Here is a 17466-nt window from a genome sequence, read left to right as displayed (position 1 = left end):
GCATGTGTATCCGAAAGCGTGCAGTGAATAGTCGGACCCGGCCCCGGAACAGCAGTCACTCTCCCGTCGACTTCCGGTCGCACCACCGTTTACGCGTCGTTCAACCAGGGCATTTCCACGGGCGACACGACCAGTTGCCGGAATTCTCGCTTCAGATCGAAGATGAACCCGACCAGGATCATGGAGTCGGCGTAGGGAATCGGAAAGACCTGCGGATTCTCCGGCGTCCGCAGGGGCCGCTCGGGCGTGTCCGCTGTCGCTGCGGCGTTCTCGCGAACGCTTTCCAGGTCGTCAGCCATGGCCGGGCCACCGACTTTCAGCACACGGCTACGCAGCTCGCTGAAGGGTTCGATGCGCGCAGCGTCTTCGTGGTATTCGGGCACTTCATAAACGAACCAGGACATTGTCGTCTCCCATGAGAAGGGGCGCTATTCTAACGCTGCACAAGGATCCACCAAACATCGACAGTCGGCTTGCGAGGCGTCTCCGCGTCTCAACTTTCAAGAACGCCTTGCGGGCGGTATCATTTGCGCTAGAATGAAGTATCAAATGATACTGAATGGGAGTCGCCATGTTACTCGTTACCCCTGAGGCCGTGGCTGCGGTCATGGGGCTGCGGCCGCTCCCGCATACGCTGGCGGAGCTGGAAGCGCTTGTGCGCGGCGGTCTGCCGAAGTCCGCGCTGCGCGCGGGCGTCGAACACGCGACGCAAGGCGCCGATGCTCGGCGCGCGCTGCTCGCCCGCATCATCCCCGAAGCGACCTACAAGCGCCGCCGCGATCGACTAACGCAAGACGAATCGGAGAAGACGGAGCGTCTGGCCCGGATCGTTGCAACGACCACCTACGTCTGGAACGACGAAGAGGACGCGCGGGAATTTTTGTCGACGCCACATCCTGAACTTGAGGGACGGGCGCCGCTCGACGTCGCGCTGACCGAGCTCGGTGCGCGCAGGGTTGAAGAGTTGCTCTGGAAACTGTTCTACGGGCTACCGGCATGAAGTTGTTTCGCATCGGTGACACGCGACACACGATCTGGAGCGGCACCGGCGCGATGCTGGTCGGTGGCCGCTTTAATAGTCCGGGCCGGCCTGTCATCTACGCGGCGTCGACCTTCGCGGGTGCGATGCTCGAGGTGCTCGTGCATGCACGCATCGGCAAGGTGCCGAAAACCCACGGATGGGTCGAAGCAACCGTTCCCGACGACGTCAGCGTCGAACGCCATACGGCAGAAACGTTGCCGAGAGAATGGGGTGCGGCGGCACTGCAGGCAGCACGGCAGTTCGGCGACGAATGGATGGCAGAATCGCGTACAGCACTCCTGATCGTCCCTTCCGTCGTCGTCCGTGCAGAGTTCAACGTGCTCGTGAATCTGGCGCATCCTGACACCGCGCGGATCATCGTGACGGATCCACAACCGGTCGTGTGGGACGAGCGACTTTTTGCCATACCGCCAGTTGGCCGATCATAAGTGCTTGATGGTGGTCTGCTAACCAACCTTCGAGGCGTCGGTTGCTCGCTCGTACCGCGACGCACGGTTGGAAGCCGATGTGGGAACCCATTCCTAAGCTTAAGCGAGTCGACATCGAAGCGTATGGCTTCGGGCTCACGATTGACGGTGTCGGCGTACCGCTAATTGCACGAATGCGTAGAGCCGCGAAAGATGTGCTGTCGGTCAAGATGCCGGAGCGGGATCCTCGGCAGATGAGTTTTCTCTAAACGTCAATTTCAACCTCGCCATCGACGTATCGCCGCTCATCCTTGCAGGGGCAAGGTGACCGAACTCGTTCCTGTGCAGGGGCGGTTGGGGGAGGCGACTGCTACCCCCTTAATCGCAGCTATAGCGGGCTACACCGGTAAAGTGCATGGAAATCCAAGGGCCCCGTGTTGTGCCGCACAATACTTTCCGGTATCATTCACGCCCCCCACAAGCTGCGCATACGGATTTCGAGCGAGGCGTCCCGGCCTCGACCATCTTTGCGTATCACGATTCCGTTCGCATCCCGGCAGGCAACCCATTCTGGCGTCATGCTCGCGACGATCGTCGGCTCATCTGTCGAGGAGCATGTATTGGCAATTTCTGATCGGAACGATTCCACATCCCCTGAAATCACGGCCACGGCAAAAGCCGGCCGCCGTGTGTCAAAGGGAAAGCCACAGGCCCTGACGCCGACGGACATCGCGTCACTGGCACGCCAGAATGAGGAGCGCCAGCACCAGATGCGCGCGTTGATCGCGCTCGGTCGCGAGCGCGGCTATCTCACCCACGCGGACATCAACGATCACCTGCCCGACAACTTTGCTCAAACGGCGGCGATGGACACCATCGTCAGCACGTTCAGCGACATGGGCGTGGCCGTGTACGAACAAGCGCCGGACGCCGAAGCGCTCCTGCTCACCGACGCTGCGCCGGCCGTGGCATCCGACGATCAGGCGGACGAGGAGGCGGAAGCTGCGCTATCGACCGTCGATTCCGAATTCGGCCGCACCACGGATCCGGTTCGGATGTACATGCGTGAGATGGGGGCCAGCGAACTGCTGACCCGCGCCGGTGAAATCGAGGTCGCGAAACGGATCGAAGATGGTCTACAGGACATGATTCAAGCGATTGCCGCGTGTCCGTCGATCGTGTCCACGATTCTTGCCGATGTCGACCGCATCGTGGCAGGCGAACTCCGCATCGACGAACTGGTCGATGGCATCAGTGTCGACGCCGATGAAAGCGAAATGACGCCGGAGTCCCAAGAAGAGGATGCGGAAGCACTCGCCGCCGACGATGATTCGGACGAAGACGACGTCGAAACGGATGCCGGGGATTCGGAGAAGGCGAACGCGGCGCGCCTCGAAGAACTCACGAACGACAGTCTTGCGATTTTCGCACGCGTGCGTGCACTGTTCGAGCAGTTGCCGGATGTGCCTGTCACTGGCGGTGCCCGTTCCGCAGCCGCTGCGCAAGTGCGCATCGCGATCCAGTGTGAGCTCGCGCCGATCCGCTTTACCGCCAAGACCATCGACCGCCTGTGCGCAATTGTCCATGGGCAAGTGACTGAGGTTCGCGCGATCGAGCGCAGTATCCTGGCGATTGCTGTCGACCGTTGCGGCATGCCGCGCGACGCGTTTGTCGACTCGTTCCCGGGCCACGAGACCGATCTTGAATGGACGACCCGGGCGGCGGCGACCTCGCAGCAGTTTGGCGCGGCGCTCGAGCGGCATCAGCCGGCGATTCAGGCGGCGCAGCAGAAACTCGTCGACATCGAGTCCCGGGTCTCGTTGCCGCTCCAGCAGCTCAAGCAGATCAACCGCCAGATGAGTGCCGCGGAACTGAAAATGCGGCAGGCCAAGCGCGAGATGATCGAGGCGAACCTTCGTCTTGTCATTTCAATCGCCAAGAAATACGTGAACCGCGGCATGCAGTTCCTGGATTTGATCCAGGAGGGCAATATCGGCCTGATGAAGGCCGTGGACAAGTTCGAATACCGGCGCGGCTGGAAGTTCTCGACCTACGCGACCTGGTGGGTCCGGCAGGCTGTCACGCGTGCGCTCGCCGATCAGGCGCGGACCATTCGCGTGCCGGTCCACATGATCGAGACGATCAACAAGCTGAATCGGATATCGCGCGAAATCTTGCAACAGACAGGGCAGGAAGCGCATCCCGCAGTGCTGGCAAAGCGCATGGAGATGTCCGAGGAGAAAGTGCTCGGTATCCTCAAGATCGCCAAGCAACCTGTCTCGCTCGAAACCCCGGTGGGTGACGACGCCGATGCAACACTCGGCGACATGATCGAGGATGTCTCGGCGAGTTCACCGGCTGAGGCGGCGATTCACGCGAACATGCGCGCGGCGATCGACGAAGCACTCGCCGGGTTGTCGCCGCGCGAGGCCAAGGTTCTGCGGATGCGATTCGGGCTCGACACAAACTCCGATCACACGCTTGAAGAGGTCGGCAAGCAGTTCGACGTGACCCGCGAGCGGATCCGTCAGATTGAGAGCAAGGCGATGCGCAAGCTGATGCATCCCAGCCGTGCAGACAAGCTCAGGCCCTTTCTTGAGCGCTGAGGCAATTTCGTCTTTCACCCTCGAACTCACTTCGCTGGCCGGAACAAGTCGGCAGGCGGCATGCCCGGCGAGATTTGCTGCTACGTCGCCCTCGGGAAATTCAGGCAACGTGCCTTCGAAAACTGAAAAAACGAACCCGATTGACACGGGGCGTCATATCAGCCGCCAAGGCACGGTTGCCCGGGCGCGCGTTCGACATCGAACCGCGTGGCGGGCAACGCGCCGGGTGTGAATCCGCGCACGGCGCCGCGCGCGGCTTCGCTCGCCGTTACGCCGGGTTGCCGCTGCCGCCGGTGCCGCCGGTGGGCTTGCCAGCTGCCTTGCCGGCGTCACCCACCTTGCCGAGCAACGTCGCAGACGGCTGGCCGTTTCCTCCGAGCGCACCCTTCGATTTCAGCGCTTCGAGGTCCGAATCCTGGCCGGCCTGGCCTGGCTTGAACGGCGTCGTCAGGAACGCGGACGTCGACAGCGTGACGCCGGTTTCGTTCTTGATGGTCTGGGCAACCCCATTCGCCGCAGCCGCAACGACAGCGGGGTTCGTCAACGCGCTTTGATACGTCGGATTGGACGCGAGGCCCGACAGCAGCCCGTTCAGGTCCGTGCCCAGTTGCCCCGCCAGATAGGCCAGCAGCAGTTCGGTCAACGGCGTCACGTTGAACGTGCCGCCGCCGCTCGCGAACGAGTGCAGCGTGGTCGTCCCGTTCGTGCCGGTGATCGCGCACGGCCCCGCGAGCACAAACGTGACCGAGAAAGCGCCGTTCGCGTCGGCCGTGCCCGAACCGTTGCCGGTCGCGCACACGATCGTGATCGCCGCGTTCGCCATCGCTGCGCCGGTCGCGGCCGTGCCGTTGATCGTGGCCGACGACGCATTCGAAGGCGTCGTGCTCGGACTGTCGTCACCTCCGCCACAGGCCGCGAGCGTACCCGCGAGCGCAAACGTGCCGACTTGCAATGCCCTCAGTGCCGCTTTCTTCATGGTCTTCATTGATTTTCTCCGTTAGATCAACCCGATTTTCCCGAGGACTCTCCGGTCCCTCGATCATTGAATGCTTGCCTCGCGCGCGGTCGACGGCTGCACGCCGTCAGCCGGCAGCGCCGCCTCCGTCGCGGGCGGCGCCACGCCGGCGGAATGCGCGTAGCGCTTGTAGGCATCGCGCATCCGGTAAAGCTGCGTCGCGAAGTACTCGGCGCTGAAGCGCCCCTGGTTGAGCAGGAACTGTTGCGCGTTGTAGGCAAAGTCGAGATTCTCGGCGCCGTCTTGCGCGAGATAGTTCGACGATCCGACACGCGTGCGGAAATTGAGCGAGAACTGCTCGGGCCCGTTGATCTGCACGATCCCCGGCTTCATGCCCTGGCGCGGCGTCAACGGGAAACTGACCGACGCGCCGACGAACGAGCCGTGGCCGCTATGCCATCCCTGCACGCTGAACGACACGTCGTCGAACCAGCGCGTCAACGTGATCAGCGGGCCCTTGTCGCCACCGACATAGCGCGCGACGCCCGCCTCGATCCACATCTTCCATGCGGGCTCGACCCACCGGTACGTGAGCAGCGCGTTCTTCTCCGCCGGCAGCGCATCCTTGCCCGGCTCGTGATGCAGATAGGCGAGCTTCAGCCGCACCACGTCGGGACGGCCCGGTACGAACGCGGTCGTCTCGTTCTCGACGCCCAGGTACTGGAGGTCGAACTTGCCGAGCGCGGTCACGTTGAAAACGCGCGGCGCAATCCAGAAGCTCTGCACGAGCGCAACGGTCGACAGCCCGCCGCGCAAGCGGTATTGGTCGTAGACGCGGCCGTAGTCCATGTTCTTGCTGTTCGCAATCGGCACGATCACGCTCGAATACAGTTCCGCGCCGCGCCACAGCGGCACGAAGCCCTGGATCTTCGCGCCCACGGAGTAGTCGAAGTTGCCGTACTCAGTGCCGTAGAGGTAGTGCGTGACCGGCGCGATCTGGATCCGTACGAGCCCGTGCGCGCGGGCGTTGCCTACCCACGCAATCGAATCAGCGTTGTGCGTCGGCCGCGTGCGCATCGACAGCGACGCGCCGGCGGCGGTCGACGCGCCACCCGCGACGAAGCGCGCGTAGTCCGCCCGATCGACGCTCACCTCGCCCACCGGCTCGTTCGCCTTCTTGATTACGATGCGCACGGTCTCGACGCCCTTCGGCGCGTACTCCGCCGCCGCGCCGAGCGCGATGCCCAGCGCGTCCGCCTCGTTCTGGTTGTAGCGGTGGTTTTCATATTCGACGACGAGATCCGCGCCCGCCATGCCGGCGCGCACGCGCTCGAGTCCGGCGTCCGTCAGCGCGCGCACGATCCTGTCGAGCGCCGCCGGGTCCGGCGCCGCGTCGACTGCCGGCGCGGCGGTCCGAACGAGATCCGGCGGCGTGTGAAGCGACGGCATGACTCGATCGTCGCGTGACGCATCCGCCGCCGCAGGCGTGGCAGGCTCGATCCGCGTGAATGCGCTGAGCGGCGCGAGCGCGGCCGCAGGGCGCAGCGTGTCGTCCGGCGCCGATGTGCCTGCCGCGACAACCGGCGCGTCGCTACACAAGCCGTCGCCGCAGCGCGCGGCATCGAACCGCCTGCCGAGCGGAATCTGCACGCCGATCGAGAACGACGTGCGCGGCGCGATCCCGTCCGTATGCCTGAGCGAGCGCATCACGGTGCCCACGAGGCTCGCGTCGGCCAGCCACTTGATCGGCGGCGATTGGAAGCGGATGCCCGCATAGGGCGTTTTCGAATCGTGCTCCGCCAGCAGCGACAGGCCCGTGTGCCACAGCCGAAGCTCGGCGCCGCCGAACACCCCGTCGAGCCGGTCGCCGTGCCCGTAGCCGACCGTCAGCGTCGCGGGCCCGAGCACTTGCGATACGACACCGTAGGTGGACCGGAAGTAATGCGTTTGCCCGCCAACGTCATTGATGCCGATCGCGATGTCCGGCTGGTACGTGAAGACCTTCGGAATCGAGACCTTTGCGTTCGCCATCAGATGTCGAAGCACGATGTGGTCGTAGCCCGGCACCGTCGTGCGTACGTCGCCTGGATAGTTCGCCAGACCGCCGGATATCTCCACGTGCGGAAACAGGCCGATCGCGCCCCAGACGATGTCCGAACTCGTCGTCTGCTTCCCGAACCGTGGATCGATGTAGTTGTTGTATTGCCCCTCGAATGTTCCTTCAGGCAGCGTGAATCCGTATGGAATCAATAGCCCGCCGGACTGCCCCAGCGATGTCAGCACGGGCGTGCCCGCCGCACCAGCCGGCAGGGAAAATGCCACCGCTGCCCCCAGGGCAATGGCCGCCGGCTTGTTCGTGGTCGCGTTCGCACGTAGCTTGATCGTCATCGGTCGTGTACTTGATTGTTCGTATCGTGTGTGGCATCCGACATCGCCGAACGTCGACATGCACCGCCGCGGCACTGGCATCGCTCGTGGCCGTGAACGCTCATGCGGCGACGATGCGATCGAAGATCCCTCTCGATCCTCTACCCAACCCCGTCCCGCGGAACGGCGAAGTGCCCGCATCACCCGCGACGCACTGGTATGCATAACTCCGATCGCTGTCGCGCGCCGATCACATGGGACCGTGATCGACACATGGCACCGTGATCGACACATGGCAACGCCCCCCCAACATCGCGCGCCCGTTAGCGATTTGGCGCGCCCACCGCGTCCTGCCGCGTGGACCGTTCCCCGAAGCGACTCGCTCGCGCAATCAAGCCCGGCGACCGCAATCGGCACCGGGTGTCGTCAATATCATTTCATTCGTATAACTTATAATTAGACCGACTTTCACCCCATGCTCATGCGTCCGGCGATCGGGCCGACGCCGTGCGGTACACGTCCGCGGGCAATCGTTTCATTCAGACGTGCGCTTCCCATGGGTTCGCATGTCTCGCCGCTGTATTACGGATCGTTACCTATATGCGATTAAGTCTAGTGGAAACCGGAAGCGCAATCTGCGCCGGATTCTTGATCAAATCCGACAACTTGAGTCGACGGAAATAAGCATGCCCGGGCGCGCGAACGGGATCGCCTTTCGCTTGAACACCGGATAAACCAGTATTGAATCAATCGCTTGATGCGTGCGTGCGCACCTTGGAGCGGCTCGAACAGTACCTCGACGTGCTCGCGCGATTTGGCTATGGCGATCGCGCTTCAATCGTGGCTTTTCATCCGGGTTATGCCGCCGTGACGACCTGGTCACTGGTCAAACTGTTGACCGTGGCAGGACCGTTAAATGACCGGGCCGCCGCACCGGACGTGGCGAGCCGGGCGGTGCGCGTCTACCGGCGCGCAAACGCGGAGTCGCTGGAGTACCTCGTCGACAGAATGCCGGCAAGGATCATGGACGCGTTGAATCAGAGGCTGTTCGTCATGGACATGTGTCTGACGCTCGTGTGCTATGTCGTCGAAGGGCAGAGACTGAACGATATCCGGTCACTGTATGACTGGGACTACGCTGAAGCCTGGGGCGATAAAGATTACGCGGGCTTCCGGACAATCGACGACGCCGAACGCGCGCTGATCGAAGATGCGTTTCGGCGTAAGAATCTCGCGGTGCTGGAGGGCAATCGGAAATGTCTCTATGACGTCGTCTCCGCGCACGTCCGCGCGGCCGTTCCTGCACCGATCGACCACACCGACGAAGGCTAGGAGGCGTATTGCGAAGCATGTCGCCAAACCGAGTGCCGTGAGCGTGACGCACTCTATCCGATTCTTCACGTCGTGCTCAATGAGACCGCGGGCATGCCGCTACGCAGCTTGCTGGAGGCGGCGACACAGGCGGGGCCGACGTTTCTGCGGCAATGTGATCGACAGGGCGTACGCCATGGGCTGACTCCGTTCTTCGTCTATTCGGAGATGCCGGCATATCTGGCGCAGTCACGCTTTTCTCGCTTATGGAGTCAATTATATTCGGAGGTGCAATTGCATCAATTTGAATAAAAATTTCAAATAGTCTATGGCGATGGGATACATCCTGAATGACCTTGAATCGGTCCGGCTCGCGCATCGTCATCGTGGTCACGGGGATTCTCCGAGGGCGAGTGGTTGTTGATCCGCGCACTTGCCGAGGGCCTCGAATGGTCGTACGGCTGGAGCCTGCCGGCCGTGCAGCGCCTCCGCTTCCTGCTGGACTTCGGCTATGCGACCGGCCTGCGCGCGAGCGAGCTGGTCGGCGCGACGCTCGGCGACATCCGCCGGGACGAGCACGGCGATCACTGGCTGCACGTGCTTGGCAAGGATGGCAAGCTCGGCAAGATGGCGCTACCGTCACTCGCTCGAACCGCGCTGGATCAATATCTCGTGCAGCGCGGGCTGCCGATCACGCTCGCACGCTGGGACCCGGCGACGCCGCTCGTTGCGAGCCTTGACGAGGATGGCGCGGGCATCGAACCCAGACGGCTCTGGCGCGTGCTGCGACGGTTCTTCATGCTGGTGGCCGATGCAATCCAGGACGATCGGCCGGCGACCGCCGAAAAGCTGCGCCGCGCGAGCCCGCACTGGATGCGGCACACCCACGCGTCGCACGCGCTGGCGCGTGGTGCTGAGCTGATCATGGTGCGCGACAACCGGCAGCACGGCTCGATCTCGACGACGTCCACCTACCTGCACAGCGACGAGGTGCAGCGAGCCTGGCAATTCGATCAGGCGTTTCGTTCTCGGGATTTCAAGCAGTAGGTCTGCTTATGGCACCTTAAGCATAAGCACAATAGATTTCATAACTTCAAGGCTTATGATAGAAAATTGCGCTTCCCGTGTTCATCCCCCATGAGCGCGCCGGGTCCAGTCAGCCGCGCCGCCCGGGCGAGTGTCATTTCCCGGTGTCCTGGGCGCCGCGATTGAAGGCGACCGCCGGCCGCGCGCTGCCGGCTCCCCACGCCTCGGCCGGCCGCCCGACGTGCAGCGTATCGAGCAACTGTCCCATGCCGGCGAACACCCGGTAGGCGCTCGCGGCTTCCGCATACTGGCCGCCGATGTAATCGATGCGCGCGCTGTAATACTCGTTCTCGGCATTGAGCAGATCGAGCAGCGAGCGCTGTCCGATGCCGAACTGCAGCATGTACGCTTCGCGCGTCGCCGCACTGGAATCGACGTACTGCTTGAGCACGACCATCCGGTCGCGCGCGGTGAGGTACGCGTTGTACGCATGCGAAACGCTTTCCTGGATCTCGAGGCGCGTGCGATTGCGTTCCTCTTCCGCTTCGCGGATCTGCGCGTGCGCTTCGCCGATGCGCGCCTTGTCGGCGCCCCCTTGGAACAGGTTGTAGCGAAGACGCAGCATCACGCGGCGGTCGTTGGTCGGGCCGAGCACGCCGTCGCGGTCGTGGCTCGCGCTGAGCTCCAGGTCGAGGCGCGGCCACAGCGCGGCCTTGGCGCCGTCGTACCGGGCGCGTGCCTGGGCCACGTCCGCCTCGGCGCCGGCGAGCGACGGGTGGTTCGCCAGCGCCGCGTCCAGCGCGAGGCGTTCGGTCGGCGGCAGCGCGCCTTCCGGCGCCACCGGCTTGACGAGCGCATCCGGGGCCGAGCCTACGAGACGGGCGTAAGCCACTTCGGCATCCTTCAGGCTGCTTTGCTCGGTGCGCAAGTTGTCCTGGGCCAGCGCCAGCCGGCTTTCCGCCTGGTAAAGGTCGGCGCGGCGCCCGACGCCGCGGTCGCTGCGCAGCTTGATCTGGTCGTGGATCCGGCGATGGGATTCGAGGTTGTCCTCGGCGGCGGCCGTCGTCTCCCGGCGGCGCAGCACCTCGAGATAGGCGCCCACCACGCGCAGCGCCACGTCCTCGGACGTGGAGGCGACGCGATTGGCGGACGAGTCGATGCGCGCCTGCTGACGCGCCACTTCGCTCCTGACCGCGAAGCCGTCGAACAGCATCTGCGACAACGTCACGTTGGCATTGCGATGCGTGAACGTGGTCCGGTTCAGGCCGAGCAGGCGGGTCTCCACATCGTCGCGCTGCTCCTTGCCGATCGACGCGTCGACGTCCACGCGCGGCCAGTAGCCGGCCCGCGCCTGCTTCAGGCCCTGATCGGCCGCTTCGCGGTTATACGTGGTGGCGCGGACTTCGGGGTTGGTTCTGATCGCTTGCTCGACTGCTTCCTGGAGACTTTGCGCGGCGGCGAGCGACGAGGCGGCGGCAAGCGCCGACGCGAGTGCGAGCACGGCTAGCAGCGGGTAGTTTCGGTTCATCGACTCGGTTTCCTGTCGCCTGTCGCCTGTCGCCTGACGGCTGCCAGCAAGCAGCACGGCTCAGGCACGATCGGATATTTCGCGATGCTCGGAATCATGCGGCCGGCGCAGCTCGCCGGAATCACGTTGCGCCTTCTGGCAGCTTAGTCCATTCGACGGATTTCCCGTGAAGATATTCGCGTCGGTGCGCTGCGCAGGATGCGTCGGACCTGCCGCCGCGAGCGACGGCGTGCTGCATTCGATCGCGCGTGCACGCGTCGCTCGCGGGGCGTTCCGGCCGGCTAGACCTCCTGGACGTGGGGCAGCGGCGGCGGGGTGTAAGTGACGACGGTGCCGCTGCCTTGATCGTGCGAAAGCTGAAAGCCGCCGGCCGACAGGTTGCCCTGCAGCGCAACCTGCGCCGTGTGGGCGCCGTCGCTGACGGTCAGCGTGCCGCCCGTTCCGGTGTCGTTGGCCGTGAAGCTGAGCGTCGTGTGGTCGTTGAACAGGACATCCGCGAGATCGAGCGTATCGGCCGCGCCGAAGCCGCTGACCGTGCCGGTGAAGCCGGCGGACTGGTCCAGCTTGAGCGTACCGGCGGCGCCGTCGGCGAACGTCGTGTTTTCCGCGGACGCGCCGCCGAACTCCAGGGTCGCGGTGCCGCTGATCGTCGCGCTGCCGGCGCCCGTCACGTCGCCGTGGATCGTCAGGTTGCCGTTGTTGGCCCACAGGTTGCCCGTGTTCGCTACGGCGCTGTCGAGCACGAGGCCGCCGCTGCCGGTTGCCTCGAGCGTGCCCGTATTGACGACGGCGTGGGCGCCCGTGTCGATCACGAGCGCGTTGGCGCCGCTGGCGACGATCGTCCCTTCGTTGACGAGCGTCAGCTGGCCGGCGCCGAGCTGGCCGGCCCCGGCGATCGTGTTGTCGACGTTGACGAGCGTCGCGTCCGGCGTGCTGCCGAAGATGACGTTGTGGCTGTCGTCCGACAGCGTCACGTGACCGCCGCCTTCCAGCGTCGCGCTCCTGACCAGCACCTCGAACCGGGTCAGGTCGCCCGTCGATCCGAGCGCGATCGTGCCCGTGTTGTCGATCGTGCCGCCGACGGGAAGCATCGCGCCGTCGTTGACCGTCATGACGCCGGCGTTGGTCGTGACCGCCTCTTGGTCGAACACGAAATTGTCGCTGGTGAGGTCGGTGGCGTGAACGCCCGCCACCGTGATGGTCGCGCCGTCGCCCAGTGCAATCACCGCGTTGCCGTTGGCGTCGTCCGTCATGTGGGCCTGGACGTCGCTGAAGCTCGTGATGCCGGTGAATCCGACGAGGTCGATCTTGTCGGCGGCGAGGTCGAGATTGTGCAGCGTGTCGTTGCCGATCGGCTGCGCGAACACGAACAGGTCGTGGCCGGCGGATCCCGTGAGCTGATCGTCGCCGGACCACGCGAAGATCGGCGCGTTGGCCGCGAACGCTTCGACGTTGTCGGCGACCGTGACGGCCTGGTGGCTGCCGTCCGCGGCGGTCCAGGTTTCGGTCACGGTGAGCACCGTGGCGCCCGTGAAGGACGCGGGCGGCGTGACGGTGAGTGCGCCGAGATCGTTCGTCGGGACGAGCCATGCGCCGTTGCCGAGGTTGGTGCCGGCGTTCAGCGTCCAGCCGGACGGGATGCCGGCGATCGTCACCGCGAGGTCGGACGCATGGCCGGACGGATCGGCCAGCGCCAGATTGATCTCGGATCCGGCGACGCCGGCGGGCGCCGTGTGCGTCGAGGATCGCGTGTTGCCTGCCGTGTCCCACTCGGTCACGGTGAGGGAGTCCTTGTTGAGGTTGAGGCTCTGTTGCGTGAAGGCCCAGGTACCGGCGCTTTGTTGCGTTGCGCTGTAGTCGGCGTTGGTGGTGTTGTCGTGGACCGTCACTTTCCAGACGTTCGACGTGTCGGTGTTGGCTGTGAGCGTGTTCCCGCTGTATTGCCACGACAGCGTGGACGGGGCGGTGGTGTCGAGCGTGAAATTGAAGCTGGTCGCGTTCGAGATGTTGCCTGCCACGTCGATCTGGCGGACCTGCACGTTGTTCGTGCCTTCGACGGCGCTGAAGCTGGTGTTCCAGTGCGCGCCGTTGTCGATGCTGTACTGCACGGTGGCACCGGTTTCGATGCCGGTGAGGTTCAGCGTGCCGACGTTGGTGATGTGGTCGGATGGGCTGCTGCCGGAATCGGTGGTCAGGGCCACGCCGGGCGCCGCGGCCGATGTGTCGAGCGTGAAGCTGAAGGACGTCGCCGACGAGGTGTTGCCCGCGACGTCGATCTGGCGGACCTGCACGTTGTTCGTACCTTGCAGGGCGCCGAAGCTGGTGCTCCAGTGCGCACCGTTGTCGACGCTGTATTGCACGGTGGCGCCGGATTCGACACCGGACAGGTTCAACGTGCCGACGTTGGTGATGTGGTCGGAGGCGCTGCTGCCCGAGTCGGTGGTGAGGGCCACGCCCGGCGCGGCAGCCGACGTGTCGAGCGTGAAGCCGAACGACGTCGCCGACGAAGTATTGCCCGCGACGTCGACCTGCCGGACCTGCACGTTATTCGTGCCTTCGATGGCGTTGAAGCTGGTGTTCCAGTGCGCGCCGTTGTCGATGCTGTACTGCACGGTGGCGCCGGTTTCGATGCCGGTGAGGTTCAACGTGCCGACGTTGGTGATGTGGTCGGACGCGCTGCTGCCGGAATCGGTGGTCAGGGCAACACCGGGTGCGGCGGTCGACGTGTCGAGCGTGAAATTGAACGACGTCGCCGACGAGGTATTGCCGGCCACGTCGATCTGGCGGACCTGCACGTTGTTCGTGCCTTCGATGGCGTTGAAGCTGGTGCTCCAGTGCGCGCCGTTGTCGACGCTGTACTGCACGGTGGCGCCGGTTTCGATGCCGGTGAGGTTCAACGTGCCGACATTGGTGATGTGGTCGGAGGCGCTGCTGCCGGAGTCGGTGGTCAGGGCAACACCGGGTGCAGCCGCCGACGTGTCGAGCGTGAAGCTGAACGACGTCGCGGCCGACGTATTACCCGCGACGTCGATCTGGCGGACCTGCACGTTGTTCGTGCCTTCGACGGCGCTGAAGCTGGTGCTCCAGTGCGCACCGTTATCGACGCTGTACTGCACGGTGGCGCCGGTTTCGATGCCGGTGAGGTTCAACGTGCCGACATTGGTGATGTGGTCGGAGGCGCTGCTGCCGGAGTCGGTGGTGAGGGCCACGCCCGGCGCGGCAGCCGACGTGTCGAGCGTGAAGCCGAACGACGTCGCCGACGAAGTATTGCCCGCGACGTCGACCTGCCGGACCTGCACGTTGTTCGCGCCTTCCAGGGCACCGAAGCTGGTGCTCCAGTGCGCCCCGTTGTCGACGCTGTATTGCACGGTGGCGCCGGTTTCGATGCCGGTGAGGTTCAACGTGCCGACATTGGTGATGTGGTCGGACGCGCTGCTGCCGGAGTCGGTGGTCAGGGCAACACCGGGTGCAGCCGCCGACGTGTCGAGCGTGAAGCTGAACGACGTCGCGGCCGACGTATTGCCTGCGACGTCAATCTGGCGAACCTGCACGTTGTTCGTGCCTTCCAGGGCACCGAAACTGGTGCTCCAGTGCGCCCCGTTGTCGACGCTGTACTGCACGGTGGCCCCGGTTTCGATGCCGGTCAGGTTCAGTGTGCCGACATTGGTGATGTGGTCGGACGCGCTGCTGCCGGAATCGGTGGTCAGGGCAACGCCCGGCGCGGCGGCCGACGTGTCGAGCGTGAAGCCGAACGACGTCGCGGCCGACGTATTGCCCGCCACGTCGATTTGGCGGACCTGCACGTTGTTCACGCCTTCCAGGGCACCGAAGCTGGTGCTCCAGTGCGCCCCGTTGTCGACGCTGTACTGCACGGTGGCACCATTCTCGACACCCGTCAGGTTCAACGTGCCGACATTGGTGACGTGATCGGACGCGCTGCTGCCGGAATCGGTGGTGAGCGCCACACCGGGCGCGGCGGCCGACGTGTCGAGCGTGAAGCTGAAGGACGTCGCCGCCGAGGTGTTGCCCGCGACGTCGATCTGCCGGACCTGCACGTTGTTCGCGCCTTCCAGGGCACCGAAGCTGGTGCTCCAGTGCGCACCGTTATCGACGCTGTACTGCACGGTGGCGCCGGTTTCGATGCCGGTGAGGTTCAACGTGCCGACATTGGTGATGTGGTCGGACGCGCTGCTGCCGGAATCGGTGGTCAGCGCGACGCCGGGGGCGGCAGCCGAGGTATCGAGCGTGAAGCTGAACGATGTCGCGGCCGACGTGTTGCCGGCGATGTCGGTTTGCCGGACCTGCACATCGTTCACGCCTTCGGTCGCGCTGAAACTCGTGTTCCACGTATGGCCGCCGTCGATCGAGTATTCGACGGTGGCGCCGGTTTCGACGCCAGTCAGGTTCAACGTACCGACATTGGTGATGTGATCAACAGCGCTGCTGCCGGAATCGGTGGTCAGGGCAACGCCCGGCGCGGCAGCCGACGTATCGAGCGTGAAGCTGAACGATGTCGCGGCCGACGTATTGCCGGCGACGTCAATCTGGCGAACCTGCACGTTGTTCGTGCCTTCGACGGCGCTGAAGCTGGTGTTCCAGTGCGCGCCGTTATCGACGCTGTACTGCACCGTGGCGCCGGTTTCGATGCCGGTGAGGTTCAACGTGCCGACATTGGTAATGTGGTCGGACGCGCTGCTGCCGGAATCGGTGGTGAGCGCAACGCTCGGCGCGGCAGCCGACGTATCGAGCGTAAAGCTGAACGAAGTCGCCGCCGACGTGTTGCCGGCGATGTCGGTTTGCCGGACCTGCACATCGTTCACGCCTTCGGTCGCGCTGAAACTCGTGTTCCACGTATGGCCGCCGTCGATCGAATATTCGACGGTGGCGCCGGTTTCGACACCGGTGAGGTTCAACGTGCCGACATTGGTGATGTGATCGGACGCGCTGCTGCCCGAATCGGTGGCGAGCGCAACGCCCGGCGCAGCCGCCGAGGTGTCGAGCGTGAAGCTGAACGAAGTCGGGTCGGACGTGTTGCCGGCGATATCGGTTTGCCGGACCTGTACGTCGCTCACGCCTTCGACGGCGGTGAAACTGGTGCTCCACGAATGGCCGCCGTCGATCGAATATTCGACGGTCGCGCCGGTCTCGACACCGGTCAGGTTCAACGTGCCGACATTGGTGACGTGATCGGACGCGCTGCTGCCGGAATCGGTGGTGAGCGCGACACCGGGCGCGGCGGCCGACGTGTCGAGCGTGAAGCTGAACGACGTGGGATCGGACGTGTTGCCGGCGATATCGGTCTGCCGGACCTGCACATCGTTCAGGCCTTCGGTCGCGCTGAAGCTGGTGCTCCAGGTATGACCGCCATCGGTCGAATATTCGACAGTGGCGCCGGTCTCGACACCGGCCAGGTTCAACGTGCCGACATTGGTGATGTGATCGGACGCGCTGCTGCCGGAATCGGTGGTGAGCGCAACACCGGGCGCGGCGGCCGACGTGTCGAGCGTGAAGTTGAACGACGTCGGGTCGGACGTGTTGCCGGCGATATCGGTTTGCCGAACCTGTACGTCGTTCACGCCTTCGGTCGCGCTGAAGCTGGTGTTCCAGGTATGACCGCCGTCGATCGAATATTCGACGGTCGCGCCAGTTTCGATGTCGGTGAGGTTCAACGTGCCGACATTGGTGACGTGATCGGACGCGCTGCTGCCGGAATCGGTGGTGAGGGCAACGCCCGGTGCGGCGGCCGACGTGTCGAGCGTGAAGCTGAACGACGTCGAATCGGACGTGTTGCCGGCGATATCGGTCTGCCGGACCTGCACATCGTTCAGGCCTTCGGTCGCGCTGAAACTGGTGTTCCAGGTGTGACCGCCGTCGATCGAGTATTCGACGGTGGCGCCGGTCTCGACACCGGTGAGGTTCAGCGTGCCGACGTTGGTGACGTGATCGGATGCGCTGCTGCCGGAGTCGGTGGTGAGCGCGACACCGGGCGCGGCGGCCGACGTGTCGAGCGTGAAACTGAACGAAGTCGGATCGGACGTGTTGCCGGCGATATCGGTTTGCCGGACCTGCACATCGTTCAGGCCTTCGACGGCATTGAAGCTGGTGTTCCAGGTATGGCCGCCATCGGTCGAATATTCGACGGTGGCACCGGTCTCGACACCGGTCAGGTTCAACGTGCCGACATTGGTGACGTGATCGGACGCGCTGCTGCCGGAATCGGTGGT

Annotated in this window: 9 protein-coding genes and 1 pseudogene; 5 read left to right on the top strand and 5 right to left on the bottom strand. The window is 64.5% G+C overall.

The genetic code is table 11. The features are described from left to right. Positions 1 to 89: 89 nt before the first annotated feature. Positions 90 to 404: a helicase gene (locus DID98_RS14540; protein ID WP_124529501.1), complete on the bottom strand. Its 315-nt coding sequence runs from the start codon at positions 402 to 404 to the stop codon at positions 90 to 92. A 167-nt stretch (positions 405 to 571) separates the two neighbouring features. Here DID98_RS14540 and DID98_RS14535 point away from each other — a divergent pair, with 167 nt between their 5' ends. The 3 genes from DID98_RS14535 to rpoD all read left to right on the top strand — a co-directional run bounded on the left by DID98_RS14535 (position 572) and on the right by rpoD (position 4055). Next, positions 572 to 1000, top strand: coding sequence for an antitoxin Xre/MbcA/ParS toxin-binding domain-containing protein (locus DID98_RS14535; protein ID WP_124519844.1), 429 nt, complete (start codon positions 572 to 574; stop codon positions 998 to 1000). Next, positions 997 to 1470 carry an RES family NAD+ phosphorylase gene (locus tag DID98_RS14530; protein ID WP_124570942.1) on the top strand — a complete coding sequence of 158 codons (474 nt, stop codon included), beginning with the start codon at positions 997 to 999 and terminating at the stop codon, positions 1468 to 1470. The genes DID98_RS14535 and DID98_RS14530 overlap by 4 nt, the downstream gene beginning before the upstream one ends. A gap of 557 nt (positions 1471 to 2027) precedes the next feature. Continuing rightward, positions 2028 to 4055, top strand: a complete 2028-nt coding sequence (gene rpoD / locus DID98_RS14525; protein WP_260428077.1) for an RNA polymerase sigma factor RpoD — start codon at positions 2028 to 2030, stop codon at positions 4053 to 4055. A gap of 268 nt (positions 4056 to 4323) precedes the next feature. On the opposite strand, the gene DID98_RS14520 is transcribed toward rpoD, so the two are convergent. Both DID98_RS14520 and DID98_RS14515 read right to left on the bottom strand, forming a co-directional pair. Then, a complete protein-coding gene (locus tag DID98_RS14520) occupies positions 4324 to 5040 on the bottom strand; it encodes a carboxypeptidase regulatory-like domain-containing protein (protein ID WP_124519842.1) in 717 nt (238 codons plus the stop codon). Between the two features lie 54 nt (positions 5041 to 5094). Further along, positions 5095 to 7650, bottom strand: a complete 2556-nt coding sequence (locus DID98_RS14515) for a YjbH domain-containing protein (RefSeq protein ID WP_311767931.1) — start codon at positions 7648 to 7650, stop codon at positions 5095 to 5097. Positions 7651 to 8118: 468 nt separating this feature from the next. On the opposite strand from DID98_RS14515, the gene DID98_RS14510 reads away from it, so the two are divergent. After that, entirely contained in the window at positions 8119 to 8709 is a 591-nt protein-coding gene (locus tag DID98_RS14510; protein ID WP_124570941.1) for a hypothetical protein, read from the top strand. A 369-nt stretch (positions 8710 to 9078) separates the two neighbouring features. Next, a pseudogene (locus DID98_RS14505) lies at positions 9079 to 9735 on the top strand (tyrosine-type recombinase/integrase); the annotation flags it as partial. 133 nt (positions 9736 to 9868) lie between these two features. Here the strand turns inward: DID98_RS14505 and DID98_RS14500 are convergent. Continuing rightward, entirely contained in the window at positions 9869 to 11242 is a 1374-nt protein-coding gene (locus DID98_RS14500) for a TolC family outer membrane protein (protein WP_124570992.1), read from the bottom strand. Positions 11243 to 11523: 281 nt separating this feature from the next. Then, positions 11524 to 17466 (bottom strand): Ig-like domain-containing protein (locus DID98_RS14495; protein ID WP_260428076.1); only part of this gene is annotated, 5943 nt, incomplete at its 5' end.

This window comes from Burkholderia sp. Bp8984 (assembly GCF_003853755.1).
Classification (GTDB): Bacteria; Pseudomonadota; Gammaproteobacteria; order Burkholderiales; family Burkholderiaceae; genus Burkholderia.
Note: the sequence above shows the minus strand (reverse complement) of the source record. Positions and strands in the feature narration are given on the sequence as shown.

Coding starts and splice junctions, on each gene's coding strand:
- DID98_RS14540 (WP_124529501.1), bottom strand. CDS start 404: ATGTCCTGGTTCGTTTATGAAGTGCCCGAATACCACGAAGACGCTGCG.
- DID98_RS14535 (WP_124519844.1), top strand. CDS start 572: ATGTTACTCGTTACCCCTGAGGCCGTGGCTGCGGTCATGGGGCTGCGG.
- DID98_RS14530 (WP_124570942.1), top strand. CDS start 997: ATGAAGTTGTTTCGCATCGGTGACACGCGACACACGATCTGGAGCGGC.
- rpoD (WP_260428077.1), top strand. CDS start 2,028: ATGCTCGCGACGATCGTCGGCTCATCTGTCGAGGAGCATGTATTGGCA.
- DID98_RS14520 (WP_124519842.1), bottom strand. CDS start 5,040: ATGAAGACCATGAAGAAAGCGGCACTGAGGGCATTGCAAGTCGGCACG.
- DID98_RS14500 (WP_124570992.1), bottom strand. CDS start 11,242: ATGAACCGAAACTACCCGCTGCTAGCCGTGCTCGCACTCGCGTCGGCG.